The organism is Blautia parvula, assembly GCF_020215665.1.
In the GTDB taxonomy this organism is placed as follows: domain Bacteria; phylum Bacillota; class Clostridia; order Lachnospirales; family Lachnospiraceae; genus Blautia; species Blautia celeris.
Genome location: NZ_CP084061.1, coordinates 2,216,881 through 2,229,455, shown reverse-complemented (window position 1 = coordinate 2,229,455; position 12,575 = coordinate 2,216,881). Strand labels below are relative to the sequence as shown.

Annotated in this window: 12 protein-coding genes; 11 read left to right on the top strand and 1 reads right to left on the bottom strand. The window is 50.1% G+C overall.

What is annotated here, in order from left to right:
* Nucleotide 1 precedes the first annotated feature (1 nt).
* The 3 genes from LC508_RS10420 to LC508_RS10410 are packed head-to-tail and all read left to right on the top strand — an operon-like array spanning nucleotide 2 to nucleotide 3,996.
* A complete protein-coding gene (locus LC508_RS10420) occupies nucleotides 2-1,672 on the top strand; it encodes a ribulokinase (RefSeq protein WP_103731290.1) in 1,671 nt (556 codons plus the stop codon).
* A 3-nt stretch (nucleotides 1,673-1,675) separates the two neighbouring features.
* A complete protein-coding gene (locus tag LC508_RS10415) occupies nucleotides 1,676-2,365 on the top strand; it encodes an L-ribulose-5-phosphate 4-epimerase (protein ID WP_033142563.1) in 690 nt (229 codons plus the stop codon).
* Nucleotides 2,366-2,388: 23 nt separating this feature from the next.
* Nucleotides 2,389-3,996, top strand: coding sequence for a xylulokinase (locus tag LC508_RS10410; protein WP_103731291.1), 1,608 nt, complete (start codon nucleotides 2,389-2,391; stop codon nucleotides 3,994-3,996).
* A 76-nt stretch (nucleotides 3,997-4,072) separates the two neighbouring features.
* Here LC508_RS10410 and LC508_RS10405 read toward each other — a convergent pair whose 3' ends face one another.
* Entirely contained in the window at nucleotides 4,073-4,543 is a 471-nt protein-coding gene (locus LC508_RS10405) for a DUF1648 domain-containing protein (protein ID WP_033142565.1), read from the bottom strand.
* A gap of 186 nt (nucleotides 4,544-4,729) precedes the next feature.
* On the opposite strand from LC508_RS10405, the gene LC508_RS10400 reads away from it, so the two are divergent.
* The 8 genes from LC508_RS10400 to LC508_RS10365 all read left to right on the top strand — a co-directional run bounded on the left by LC508_RS10400 (nucleotide 4,730) and on the right by LC508_RS10365 (nucleotide 12,387).
* A complete protein-coding gene (locus tag LC508_RS10400) occupies nucleotides 4,730-5,530 on the top strand; it encodes an MBL fold metallo-hydrolase (protein WP_033142566.1) in 801 nt (266 codons plus the stop codon).
* A 235-nt stretch (nucleotides 5,531-5,765) separates the two neighbouring features.
* Nucleotides 5,766-6,053, top strand: coding sequence for a DUF2325 domain-containing protein (locus tag LC508_RS10395; RefSeq protein ID WP_033142567.1), 288 nt, complete (start codon nucleotides 5,766-5,768; stop codon nucleotides 6,051-6,053).
* A gap of 6 nt (nucleotides 6,054-6,059) precedes the next feature.
* On the top strand, nucleotides 6,060-6,611 hold the full coding sequence (locus tag LC508_RS10390) for a DUF3793 family protein (protein WP_033142568.1): 552 nt from the start codon (nucleotides 6,060-6,062) through the stop codon (nucleotides 6,609-6,611).
* Between the two features lie 41 nt (nucleotides 6,612-6,652).
* The gene (locus tag LC508_RS10385; RefSeq protein ID WP_033142569.1) at nucleotides 6,653-7,078 is read left to right on the top strand and encodes a flavodoxin; all 426 of its coding nucleotides are present in this window, start codon (nucleotides 6,653-6,655) and stop codon (nucleotides 7,076-7,078) included.
* Between the two features lie 343 nt (nucleotides 7,079-7,421).
* The gene (locus LC508_RS10380) at nucleotides 7,422-8,198 is read left to right on the top strand and encodes a ZIP family metal transporter (RefSeq protein ID WP_033142570.1); all 777 of its coding nucleotides are present in this window, start codon (nucleotides 7,422-7,424) and stop codon (nucleotides 8,196-8,198) included.
* A gap of 27 nt (nucleotides 8,199-8,225) precedes the next feature.
* Nucleotides 8,226-9,254, top strand: a complete 1,029-nt coding sequence (locus LC508_RS10375) for a DUF2804 domain-containing protein (protein ID WP_033142571.1) — start codon at nucleotides 8,226-8,228, stop codon at nucleotides 9,252-9,254.
* A gap of 175 nt (nucleotides 9,255-9,429) precedes the next feature.
* Nucleotides 9,430-9,693: a metal-sensing transcriptional repressor gene (locus tag LC508_RS10370; protein WP_033142572.1), complete on the top strand. Its 264-nt coding sequence runs from the start codon at nucleotides 9,430-9,432 to the stop codon at nucleotides 9,691-9,693.
* Between the two features lie 96 nt (nucleotides 9,694-9,789).
* Nucleotides 9,790-12,387 (top strand): heavy metal translocating P-type ATPase, encoded by a 2,598-nt coding sequence (locus LC508_RS10365; protein WP_103731292.1) that lies wholly within the window; start codon nucleotides 9,790-9,792, stop codon nucleotides 12,385-12,387.
* Nucleotides 12,388-12,575: the final 188 nt, after the last annotated feature.

Genomic DNA, 12,575 nt, shown 5'->3' with positions numbered 1-12,575 from the left:
GATGAACAGAAAATACGCAATCGGTGTGGATTACGGCACACAGTCCGGCAGGGCAGTGCTGGTGGATGTATCTGACGGAACCGTAATTGCACAGAGCACCAAAGCTTACACCCATAAAGTGATGGAGGAATACCTGCCGGACGGAACCAGACTGCCCCCGGACTGGGCTCTTCAGCATCCCCTGGATTATCTGGAGGTGCTGGATATGACCATACCTGCTGTTCTTAGGGAAAGCAGGGTGAAACCTGAGGATATCATAGGTCTGTCCATAGACTTTACCGCTTGTACTGTCATGCCGGTGGACAGGGAGGGCACCCCTCTCTGTATACAGAAGGAGTGGGAGCATGTTCCCCACGCATGGCCGAAACTGTGGAAACACCACGCGGCGCAGGAGGAGGCCAATATCTGCACCCGTATTGCGAAGGAACGGGGCGAGACATTCCTCTCACGATACGGCGGAAAGGTTTCCTCAGAATGGATGATCCCAAAGCTCATGGAAATCCTGAAAGAGGCACCGGAGGTCTATGAAGAGGCAGACCGGTTCGTGGAGGCTGCGGACTGGGTGGTCTTAAGGCTGACCGGGCAGGAAAAGCGCAGCGGATGCGCAGCCGGGTACAAGGCTTTCTGGAATAAAAAGGAGGGGTATCCTTCCCCCGCATTTTTCAAAGCACTGGATGCGCGCCTGGAGCATGTGGCGCAGGAGAAGCTTGGGGCAGAGGTCTATCCCCAGGGGGCAAAAGCCGGTGAGCTGACAAGAGAGATGGCAGAGCGCCTGGGTCTTAAAGAGGGCATGGCAGTGGGGACAGCCAATGTGGATGCCCATGTGTCTCTGCCGGCTGTGGGAATCACAGAGCCGAATAAGCTTCTGATGATCATGGGCACTTCCACCTGCGGCATTATGTGCAGCAGGGAGGAGAAAATGGTTCCCGGAATCTGCGGCGTTGTGGAGGACGGCGTTCTCCCGGGCCTCTATGGATATGAGGCTGGACAGCCCTGTGTGGGGGACCATTTTGAGTGGTTTGTGAAAAACTGTGTGCCCGCGGGATATGTCAGGGAAGCAGAACAAAGGGACATGAATATCCACGAGCTGCTCACTGAGAAGGCATCCCGGCTGAAGGTCGGAGAGAGCGGCCTGATTGCCCTGGACTGGTGGAACGGCAACCGCTCCGTTCTGGTGGACGCGGACCTGACAGGCATGATCCTGGGCCTGACACTGACCACAAAACCGGAGGAAATCTACAGGGCATTGATCGAGGCCACAGCCTACGGCATGCGCACCATTATTGATAATTTTGAGCAGGCAGGCGTACCGGTGGAGGAACTTTACGCCTGCGGAGGCATTTCCAAGAAAAATGCCATGATGATGCAGATTTATGCGGATGTGACTAACCGGGAGATTTTCATCGGTGCCTCTGACCAGTCTCCGGCCCTTGGCTCAGCTATGTTCGGCGCCGTGGCGGCAGGAAGGGAGAAGGGCGGTTATGATACCATCTTTGAAGCGGCCAAAGCCATGGGACGCGTGGAGGAGAGAACCTACAGGCCGGACCCGGAACATGCGGCAGCTTATGAAAAGCTGTATCATGAATTTAAGATCCTGCACGACTATTTCGGGCGGGGAGGCAACGATGTGATGAAGAGACTGAAAAAAATAAAAGCGGAAGCGAGGAGATAAATTATGTTGGAAGAACTGAAAAAAGCGGTATACGAGGCAAATATGCTGCTGCCAAAATACGGACTGGTAACCTTTACCTGGGGAAATGTAAGCCAGATTGACCGCAGTACCGGTTATTTTGCCATCAAACCAAGCGGTGTGGATTATGATAAACTGACACCGGAAGACATGGTGATCATGGATTTAAATGGCAACAAAATTGAGGGGAAATATAATCCATCCTCCGATACACCCACACATGTTGAGCTGTACAAGGCATTTCCAAACATCGGCGGAATCGTACATACACATTCTTCCTGGGCTACAAGCTGGGCACAGGCGGGAAGAGGCATTCCCTGCTACGGCACCACCCATGCAGATTATATGTATGGGGAGATTCCCTGCGTCAGATGCCTGACAAAAGAGGAGATTGACGGGGCGTATGAGAAGAACACGGGCCTTCTCATTGCGGAATATTTCCAGGACAGGGACTATGAAGCGGTTCCTGCAGTCCTGTGCAAGAACCATGGACCCTTTACCTGGGGCAAAGACGGACACGAAGCAGTCCACAATGCAGTCGTTCTGGAGGAAGTTGCCAAGATGGCAGCCCGCTGCGAGACCATCAACCCGCAGGTACAGCCGGCTCCCCAGGAACTGCAGGACAAGCATTATTACAGAAAACACGGTGCAAATGCCTACTACGGACAGAAATAAAAATATATCGGAGGTAAGATTTCATGGGTTTTGATTTGGAAAAGGCAAAAAGTGTAATTGAAAGCGGCAACGCGGTTCTGGGGATTGAATTTGGTTCTACCCGCATCAAGGCAGTGCTGATCGGCGAAGACAACGCCCCCATCGCATCCGGAAGCCATGACTGGGAAAACCGTCTGGTAAATAATATCTGGACCTACACCCTGGAGGACATCTGGAAAGGACTGCAGGACAGCTATGCCAAAATGGCGGAGGATGTAAAGGAAAAATACGGCGCTGTCATCACAAAACTGGGCGCTGTGGGTTTCAGTGCCATGATGCACGGCTATATGGTATTTGACGAGAAGGATGAACTGCTGGTACCGTTCCGTACATGGAGAAACACCATGACGGAGGAAGCTTCGGATAAGCTGACAGAAGTATTTAATTTTAATATTCCCCAGAGGTGGAGTATTGCCCATCTGTACCAGGCTGTCCTGAACCAGGAGGAGCATGTGGCAAAAATCAAATTCCAGACAACACTGGCCGGATACATCCACTGGAAACTGACCGGACAGAAGGTGCTGGGCGTAGGCGAGGCCTCCGGTATGTTCCCCATTGACATGAACACAGGAGATTTTAATGCCCGCATGATAGAGCAGTTTGACGCCCTTGTCGCTGATAAAAAATATCCCTGGAAACTGAGAGAAATCCTTCCGAAAGTATTAAGTGCAGGCCAGGATGCCGGTGCTTTGACAGAGGAGGGCGCAAAACTTCTGGATGTGAGTGGAAATCTGCAGGCAGGTATTCCGGTTTGTCCTCCGGAGGGAGATGCCGGTACCGGTATGACTGCAACGAACAGCATCGCAAAACGTACAGGTAATGTTTCTGCCGGAACATCTGTATTTGCCATGGTCGTTTTGGAAAAGGAGCTTTCCAGGGTATACAAGGAGATTGATATGGTGACAACACCTACCGGCAATCACGTGGCAATGGTGCACTGCAACAACTGCACCTCTGATCTGAATGCCTGGGTATCCCTGTTCAAGGAATTTGCAGAGGCATTCGGGGTGGAAGTGGACATGGATAAGCTGTTCAAAACCCTGTATAACAAAGCCCTTGAGGGAGATGATGACTGCGGCGGCCTGCTGGCTTACAACTATTTCTCAGGGGAGCACATCACCGGATTTGAGGAGGGACGCCCCCTCTTTGCCCGTATGCCGGAGAGCAGATTCAATCTGGCTAACTTTATGAGAGTACACCTGTTCACAGCCCTTGGCGCTTTGAAGACAGGTCTTGATATTCTGTTAAAAGATGAAGGCGTGAAACTGGACAAGATTCTGGGTCACGGCGGTCTGTTCAAGACGAAGGGCGTGGGACAGAAGATCATGGCAGGAGCCATTGACGTTCCGGTGTCTGTTATGGAGACTGCAGGAGAAGGCGGAGCCTGGGGAATTGCCCTGCTGGCTTCCTATATGGTCCACAAAGAGGAGAATGAAACTCTGGATGAGTATCTGACCAATAAAGTATTTGCAGGAGAGACGGGAAGCGAGATGGCTCCCGACCCGGCAGATGTGGCCGGATTTGATAAATTTATCAAACGGTATCAGAAAGGACTGGCTATTGAGAGGGCGGCTGTTGATACTATGAGATAAGTGATAAGAGGCACACAGAGGCAGTAAGATGCGTTTGTGTGCCTCTTTTATGCGCGTTTTGGCAGGGAAGAAGAAGCTATTTAAAATGTACGGCTCTCCGGAGAAAGAAAACCATAGTGCCTGCAAGATAGAGCATCGATACAGGCAGGAACCACGCCCCTATATCGCGGCAGAATACGGTGCAGTAATTTATATAGAAGAAGATAAAACAGACACCGAACTTTTCGGAGACAAGCATACTTTTTACATTTCCATAGATCCATCCGATGTTCTCAGGCGTCACATGACCGGGCACATTCCAGAGTTCGGGAAATTTTTCCACAAATATCATCAGCAGATAGATCAAAATACTTATGACCGGCAGAAGGATCACAGACCCTTTGGAACCGTAGGCATCCGCCTGTCCATTCAGTCCAAAATGGGTGGGAATCTCATCAGGCAAATGATTCCAGCGCAGAATAAGACATAAGATCTGTCCGGCCAGAAGCAGGAAGGACAATATGCTTAAAATACGCTGGTAAAGTGTAACCGGTAATTTGATTTTCATGAAACAGCCCCCTTCACAGCTACTTTTACTGTTACTATAGAGAAGCGAAATCAAAGAGTCAAGAGAGACATCATAAGAGACAGAAATGAGAGGATAAAAGAAAAAAGCAGAGAAAGAAATTGATTTTCTTCGGAAAACTGTCTATGATATTTAAGGATACATTGTTTTTACAAAGGGAGGTTACATATGAAACTTACAATGCTGGGCACCGGTCATGCTACGGTGACAAAATGCTACAATACCTGTTTTGCCCTTACTGAGGGAAACCGGCACTTTCTGGTAGATGCAGGAGGCGGTAACGGAATTCTGGAAAGACTGAAAGCGGCAGAGATTCCGGTTACAGATATACATGATATTTTTGTAACCCATGAACACGTGGACCATCTTCTGGGAGTTGTGTGGATGATACGCATGATTGGCACAGCCATAGAGCAGGGAAAGTATGAGGGAGAACTGCGGATCTACTGTCATGAGGACTTGAAGCGGATTCTCACCACCATCACGGAAATGACCATACAGAAGAAAGTAACCAGGCATCTGGGGGAACGCATCCGTTTTGTCACAGTGGAACACGGAAGCCGGGCAGAGATTCTGGGATGCGAGACTGTATTTTTTGATATTTTTTCCACCAAGGCAAAACAATTCGGATTCACTCTGAAAACAAAAGAGGGTATCAGACTGACCTGCGCCGGAGATGAACCTTATAACGAAAAAGATGAGGAATTTATAAAAGGCAGCGACTGGCTCATGCATGAGGCGTTTTGCCTCTACGCACAGAGGGATATTTTCAAACCTTATGAAAAACACCACAGCACGGCAAAAGACGCCTGCATAACCGCCCGGGAACTGGAGGTGCCGAATCTCATCCTGTACCACACGGAGGACAGAAACCTGGCTGACAGAAAACGCCTCTATACAGAGGAGGGCAGGGAATACTACAGCGGAAATCTTTTCGTACCGGAAGATCTGGAGACATTTGAAATTTAGGCGGTTATGCACAGGCGGGCAGTGGCGGATACAAGACGGCAATCTTTTTTACAAATCTTCTTGACACACGCTATGAAACTGTGTATAGTATATGACATAAGTTAGCTGTAGCTAACCAAAAGAAACACCACTCCACATAAACATACACAACCCAATCAGCGGATGTACGCAGTTGCATCCGCTCTAATAAAAACTATGAGTTAGATACAACTAACTGAAAAAGGAGAATTTGCCCATGAGTATTGTCATTGTAGGCGGAAATGAGAGAATGGTCTGTCAGTATGAAACTATCTGTAAGTGCCATGGCTGTAAGGCCAAGGTTTTTGCCAAGGAAAAAGGCGCCCTGAAGAAAAAACTGGGCTGTCCGGATTTGATGATCCTGTTCACCAACACGGTTTCCCATAAAATGGTGGTGAGCGCTCTTCAGGAGGCAAAGAAGAATCAGATTCCGGTGGCCAGGGTGCACACGAGCAGTGCCGCGGCCCTGCACAATGTCTTAGAAGAATATGCAGGAAAGGAATAAAACCATATGCTGGAACGTTATCTGGTAGAACATTGTTCACCGACGCTGGCATCCATCAAGACGGCAAATCTTTTTAATATGCCTTATGCTTCCTGGAAGGAGCTGGATGGCCAGCTTGAAAGCCTGAAACAACAGTTTGCCGAGAAAGGAATCTCCCTTTCCGTGGTGAGAAAACGGGAAGGGACGGCACTGATTTACGTCTACAGAAGGCAGAAGCTGAAAGAAGATCTGACAAAACCCGGTGTGGCAGAATTTTTACAAACATACGGATATGAGAATACTGACGTTGACCAGGCAATTGAACGGCTGCACATACGGCTTGAGAAAGGTGGGAACTTCCCTCACGAGATAGGCCTGTTTTTGGGATATCCCTTAGGCGATGTGAAAGGATTTATTGAAAACGCCGGGAAAAACAGCAAATGTGCAGGCTGCTGGAAAGTGTACTGCAACGAGTGTGAGACCATGAAGCTGTTTGAGAGATTCCGGAAATGCAGGGAAATCTATCTCAGGCTGTGGCAGCAGGGAAAACCTGTCTGGAAACTGGCAGTGGCGGCATAAAAAGCTTCTGCCCAAGATGATGCGATATGGAGGATATAATCATGAGTAAAATAGCAGTTGTATACTGGAGCGGAACCGGAAATACCGAGATGATGGCTGAGGCGGTGACAGAAGGTGCAAAAGAAGCAGGGGCGGAGGCCTTTTCTTTCACTCCTGAAACATTCAGCGCAGAGAAAATGGATGAATTTGACGCAGTGGCCTTCGGATGCCCGTCCATGGGAGATGAGGAGCTTGAGGATACAGAATTTGAACCTTTATTTACGGACTGTGAACCAAAGCTGAAAGGCAGGAAAATCGCTTTGTTTGGTTCTTACGGCTGGGGTGATGGAGAATGGATGCGCACCTGGGAGGAAAAATGCAGAAAGGACGGCGCAGAGCTTGTCTGCGACAGCGTGATCTGCAGCGAGGAACCCGGTGATGATGAAAAAGAAGCCTGCAGAAAACTGGGGAAATCATTGGCTTCATAATTTAAAGGTTACATATTTCAAAGGTTACAGACGCAGACCCTGTAAAAGAGAACGGCCGCACAGCTGTTTCTTTACAGGGTCTTTTTCTGTAAAGAATGTTCCGCCTGCCCGGCTGCCCGGGTGTTTTTATGCTTTTGGCCTGAAAGCACCTGACGGGACAGCGGCGTGCGAACCGTTAGGAAAGGAATGGAAGCTAACAGAAAACTTAACAAAATTAGTGCAAATTAGTCTGGATTATGCTACAATAATTTTAACATTTGCCGGTATCCTATAAACCGCAGAACAGAGCTGCGTAAACAGACATCGGCAAATCTACGAATAAAAGAAAAGCAGGTGATAAAATATGAATACATTTCTGGGAATCTTAATTCCCTTTGCCGGAACTACACTGGGAGCTGCCTGTGTGTTCTTCCTGAAAAATGAGATCAAACCCCTGGTGCAGAAAATGCTTCTGGGATTTGCGTCAGGTGTTATGATAGCCGCTTCCGTGTGGTCGCTGCTCATTCCCTCCATGGATATGTCGGAGCATATGGGAAAACTGGCTTTCATACCGGCGGCTGTAGGCTTTGGACTCGGAATTTTGTTTCTGCTTGCCATGGACCGCCTGATTCCCCATCTGCATCTGGGATGCAGCGAGCCGGAGGGAAAAAAATGCAGTCTGAAGAAGAATACCATGCTGGTCCTGGCAGTCACCCTTCATAATATACCGGAAGGTATGGCAGTGGGCGTGGTGTTTGCCGGTATGCTGGCGCAGAATTCAGACATCAGTATGATGGGAGCTTTTGCCCTCTCCATCGGTATAGCCATCCAGAATTTCCCGGAGGGAGCCATCATATCCCTTCCGCTGAAAAGTGAGGGAAATACCAGAGCACGGGCCTTTACCATGGGAACCCTCTCCGGAATCGTGGAGCCTATCGGAGCGCTTTTGACAATACTTCTGGCTTCCTATATCACACCGGTTCTTCCGTATCTGCTGTCTTTTGCAGCAGGTGCCATGGTATACGTGGTGGTGGAGGAGCTGATCCCTGAGGCCAGTGAGGGAGATCATTCCAATATTGCGACCATCGGATTTGCCGTTGGATTTGTAGTCATGATGATTCTGGATGTAGCACTGGGATAAAAGGACTGTGTGAAAGGGGGATTTTGTATGCAGAAAAAACTGGAACCCGGGAATCTGCTGGACGAATACGGAAATCTGGCGCAGGCCGGATATGCCCTGTCACTGGTAAAAAAATACGACAGGGATAAGATTCAGGCCAATCCTTTCCGAATTAAGGAATGGGATTACTATCTGATCCATAATTCTCATTTCGGGGTGGCTCTGACTGTGGATGACAACAGTTATATGGGGCTTATGAGCATTTCTTTTCTGGACTTTGATGCCCGGACAGAACGGACCGTGAGCCCTATGACGGTTTTCCCTATGGGAAAGACCAATCTGCCGCCGGATTCGGGATACGGGGAGACAAAATATCACGACAAAAAGTGTTATTTCTCCTTCCGTGTCGAGAAAGGCAGACGTGTTTTGAGGGCCTGGATGAAGAACTTTGAGGACCATGAGCCGATCAGAATGAAAATCATCCTGGATAAGGAGCCGGAGGACAGCATGGTGATCGCCACTCCTTTTGAGAAGGAGAAGGCGTTCTACTACAACCAGAAGATCATCGGCATGCGGGCCAGAGGCGTAGTGGAATACAAAGGCCGCCGCCATTACCTGAACCCGGAGGACAGTTTCGGACTTCTGGACTGGGGACGCGGTGTCTGGACCTACAGCAACACCTGGTACTGGAGTGCCATGCATGGATGGATCGACGGTAAAGTGTTCGGCTTTAATCTGGGGTATGGTTTTGGTGATACCTCCGCAGCGTCTGAAAACATGCTGTTCTATGACGGTCACGCCCATAAACTGGAACAGGTCAGGTTCCATATTCCGGGGGAGAAGGAGGGCAGGGAGCAGTATCTGAAACCCTGGTACTTTACCTCCTCAGATGACAGGCTGGATCTGACCTTCACGCCGGTCCTGGACCGCAGGGCATATACCTCGGCAGGAATTATCTTAAGTGACCAGCATCAGGTGTTCGGCCATTTCGACGGTACAGCAGTTCTGGATGACGGCACAGAGCTGAAAATCCATCACATGCTGGGATTTGCGGAAAAAGTAAGAAATAAATGGTGACGAGGCAGCAGCGTGGGAACAGTAACATTAAAATAAAATACTGCCGTAGGAAAGAAAATGGAGTAAAAGTGTTGACTTTTGCTCCGTTTTTTGTTATTGTATTTTTGAAAGAGATAACACCCCCCAGGGGTGTAGTGGTAAAATGGAGGTCCACATAGGGAAAGGAGCTGTGCAAATGCAGGCAGATAAAGCGAAGATCAGCCGTCTTCTGAAAACAGCCCGGGGGCAGATAGACGGGATTCTGAAGATGGTGGAGGAAGACAGGTACTGTATTGACATTTCCCAGCAGCTCATGGCAACAGAAGCCATTCTGAACAAAGCGAACAAGGAGATCCTCACAGCCCATCTGAAAAACTGTATTCGAAATGCAGACACTGATGAGGAAAGAGAAGAAAAGGTGGATGAACTGGTGACTATGCTGGGTAAAATATTAAAATAACCCGTATACCGCTGCGGTTTCCGTGCAGGCCATGGTCTGCCGTGTCGGAATCCGTACAGCAGTGTAACGGGAGCACGCGGAAGGGAGCGAAATATTATGAAACAGAAATTTGACGTGACAGGCATGACCTGTTCCGCCTGCTCGTCCCGGGTAGAGAAATGTGTCAGAAAGCTGCCCGGCACGAAGGATGTCAGCGTAAACCTGCTGACAAACAGCATGCAGGTGGATTTCGATGAGTCCGCCCTGTCTGTGCAGGATATAGAAAATGCGGTGGAACACGCGGGTTACGGCGCCGCTGCCGCAGGAGATCACAAGGCAGCAGAAAAGACCCAAAACGTCTCCGAAACAAAGACATCCCGGGCAGATGCCGCTGAGCCGGGAGAGTCACCGGTGGAAAAACATATGCATGAGATGAAGAACCGGATGATTCTTTCCTTCCTGTTCCTGATCCCGCTTATGTATGTCTCCATGGGGCATATGGCAGGGCTGCCGCTGCCGGGATTCTTAAGCGGGCCTGAGAATGCGGTGGGATTTGCCATGACCCAGTTCCTTTTATGTCTTCCGGTGGCATATGTGAACCGGGCTTATTACACAAAGGGCTTTTCCACCTTAATGCACGGGGCGCCCAATATGGATACCCTGATTGCCATCGGCTCAACCGCGTCTTTGGTTTACGGCATCTTTGCCATATACCGCATAGGCTACGGCCTGGGCGTGCAGGATACCGCTTTGGTGAACCAGTACAGGCATGACCTTTATTTTGAGTCTGCCGTGATGATCCTGGCATTTATCAATGTGGGAAAATACCTGGAGGCCCGTTCCAAAGGAAAGACCAGCGAGGCGATCCGGAAACTGATGGATATGGCACCAAAAACGGCTGTTGTGGAACGTGACGGCCGTCAGATAGAGATTCCGGCTGAGGAGGCTGTGGCCGGCGATATCTTTATCGTAAAACCGGGCAGCAGCATTCCCGCTGACGGCATTATAATCGAGGGCAGCACCAGCGTGGATGAGGCCGCCATCACAGGGGAGAGCATTCCCGTGGAGAAGAACGTGGGAGATACCGTGATAGCAGCGACCATGAACAAGGCGGGATTTATCCGTTTCCGGGGAACAAAGGTAGGGGATGACACCACCTTTTCCCAGATCATCCGCCTGGTGGAGGAGGCCAGTTCCAGCAAAGCGCCCATTGCCAAGATTGCGGATAAGATAGCAGGTATTTTTGTGCCGGTGGTCATGGGAATCGCGCTGATCACAGCGGCTGCCTGGATCATTGCGGGGGCCACCTTTGAATTTGCACTCTCCTGCGCCATTGCCGTGCTGGTCATCTCCTGTCCCTGCGCACTGGGACTGGCGACACCGGTTGCCATCATGGTGGGAACGGGAAAAGGCGCGGAAAACGGAATTCTTATCAAATCCGGGGAGGCACTGGAGATCACCCACAATATAAAGAGCGTGGTGCTGGATAAAACAGGCACGATCACCCAGGGCAAACCCCAGGTGACCGATATCCTTCCAAATAAACGGACAGAAGAGGAGCTCCTTCAAGTGGCGGCTGCCCTGGAAGAAAAAAGTGAACATCCCCTGGCAGAGGCGATTCTTGAAAGAGCCGGAGCACAAGGGATAAAAGCTGCCAGAGCGGAGAACTTCCTTGCCATATCAGGCCGGGGCGTGCAGGCAGAGATAAACGGAAAACTGTACTTTGCAGGTAATGAAAAGTTCGCCGGGGAAAAGGGACTTGCCACAGAGACGCAGGCGCGTGACATGGAACGCCTGGCAGAGGAGGGCAAGACACCGCTTCTGTTCTTTGACGAAAAGGAAATCCTGGGCATCATCGCCGCCGCCGATGTGGTGAAGGAGACAAGCGCCCAGGCCATCCGGGAGATGAAGAAGCTGGGCATAGAGGTCATCATGCTCACAGGGGACAATAAAAGGACTGCAGAGGCCATCAAACGGCAGCTGGATATAGATACCGTCATTGCCGAGGTACTGCCTCAGGACAAGGAACGGGAAGTGGCAAGGCTTCAGGAGGGCGGAAGGACAGTGGCCATGGTAGGCGACGGAATCAACGATGCCCCCGCGCTTGCCAGAGCTGATGTGGGAATCGCCATCGGCGCAGGTACGGACGTAGCCATTGAGAGCGCAGATATTGTGCTGATGAAGAGTGATCTTCTGGATGTGGTGACCGCCGTGGGCCTTAGTAAAGCGGTGATCCGCAATATTAAACAGAATCTGTTCTGGGCATTTTTCTATAACGCCTGCGGAATCCCGCTGGCGGCAGGACTTCTCTATCCCATGTTTGGGTTAAAGCTAAGTCCCATGTTCGGCGCGGCGGCTATGAGTCTCAGCAGCTTTTTCGTTGTGACCAATGCCCTGCGGCTCCGCTTCTTCCATGTACTGAAGAAACCCGTCAAAAAAGAACAGACAGAAACCGTCAACACAGCAAATAAAGGCAGAACACTGCCGGAAAATAAGGAGGAAACCAATATGATCACCATGAAAATCGAAGGAATGATGTGCCCGCACTGCCAGGCAGCAGTGACAAAAGCCCTGAACGCAGTGGAGGGTGTGACTAAGACAGAGGTAAGCCTGGAGGACAAAGCTGCGTATGTGGAAGCAGGCGAAGGCGTATCCAGGGACGCACTGAAAAAAGCGGTTGCGGATGCAGGCTATGAAGTGACAGGAATAGAGTAGGCGTTCGGAGCATGCACACAGACTGCAGAGGGCTGAACAGCAAGAAACAGACATTTCATAGAACAGAATGAGGAAAAGAGGCAGAATATCCAAAAAAGCGGTATTCTGCCTCTTTTTGGCCATGTACAGAACGGCCTTGTCATGCAGACAGCTTATCTGTTATACTTTGCGTATGGCCGAAATCTGCG

Bases quoted from the DNA above. Each gene is read 5' to 3' on its own strand.
- LC508_RS10395 (WP_033142567.1), top strand. From the start codon at position 5,766: ATGAGTATTGTCATTGTAGGCGGAAATGAGAGAATGGTCTGTCAGTAT.
- LC508_RS10390 (WP_033142568.1), top strand. From the start codon at position 6,060: ATGCTGGAACGTTATCTGGTAGAACATTGTTCACCGACGCTGGCATCC.
- LC508_RS10410 (WP_103731291.1), top strand. From the start codon at position 2,389: ATGGGTTTTGATTTGGAAAAGGCAAAAAGTGTAATTGAAAGCGGCAAC.
- LC508_RS10400 (WP_033142566.1), top strand. From the start codon at position 4,730: ATGAAACTTACAATGCTGGGCACCGGTCATGCTACGGTGACAAAATGC.
- LC508_RS10375 (WP_033142571.1), top strand. From the start codon at position 8,226: ATGCAGAAAAAACTGGAACCCGGGAATCTGCTGGACGAATACGGAAAT.
- LC508_RS10370 (WP_033142572.1), top strand. From the start codon at position 9,430: ATGCAGGCAGATAAAGCGAAGATCAGCCGTCTTCTGAAAACAGCCCGG.
- LC508_RS10385 (WP_033142569.1), top strand. From the start codon at position 6,653: ATGAGTAAAATAGCAGTTGTATACTGGAGCGGAACCGGAAATACCGAG.
- LC508_RS10415 (WP_033142563.1), top strand. From the start codon at position 1,676: ATGTTGGAAGAACTGAAAAAAGCGGTATACGAGGCAAATATGCTGCTG.
- LC508_RS10420 (WP_103731290.1), top strand. From the start codon at position 2: ATGAACAGAAAATACGCAATCGGTGTGGATTACGGCACACAGTCCGGC.
- LC508_RS10405 (WP_033142565.1), bottom strand. From the start codon at position 4,543: ATGAAAATCAAATTACCGGTTACACTTTACCAGCGTATTTTAAGCATA.
- LC508_RS10365 (WP_103731292.1), top strand. From the start codon at position 9,790: ATGAAACAGAAATTTGACGTGACAGGCATGACCTGTTCCGCCTGCTCG.
- LC508_RS10380 (WP_033142570.1), top strand. From the start codon at position 7,422: ATGAATACATTTCTGGGAATCTTAATTCCCTTTGCCGGAACTACACTG.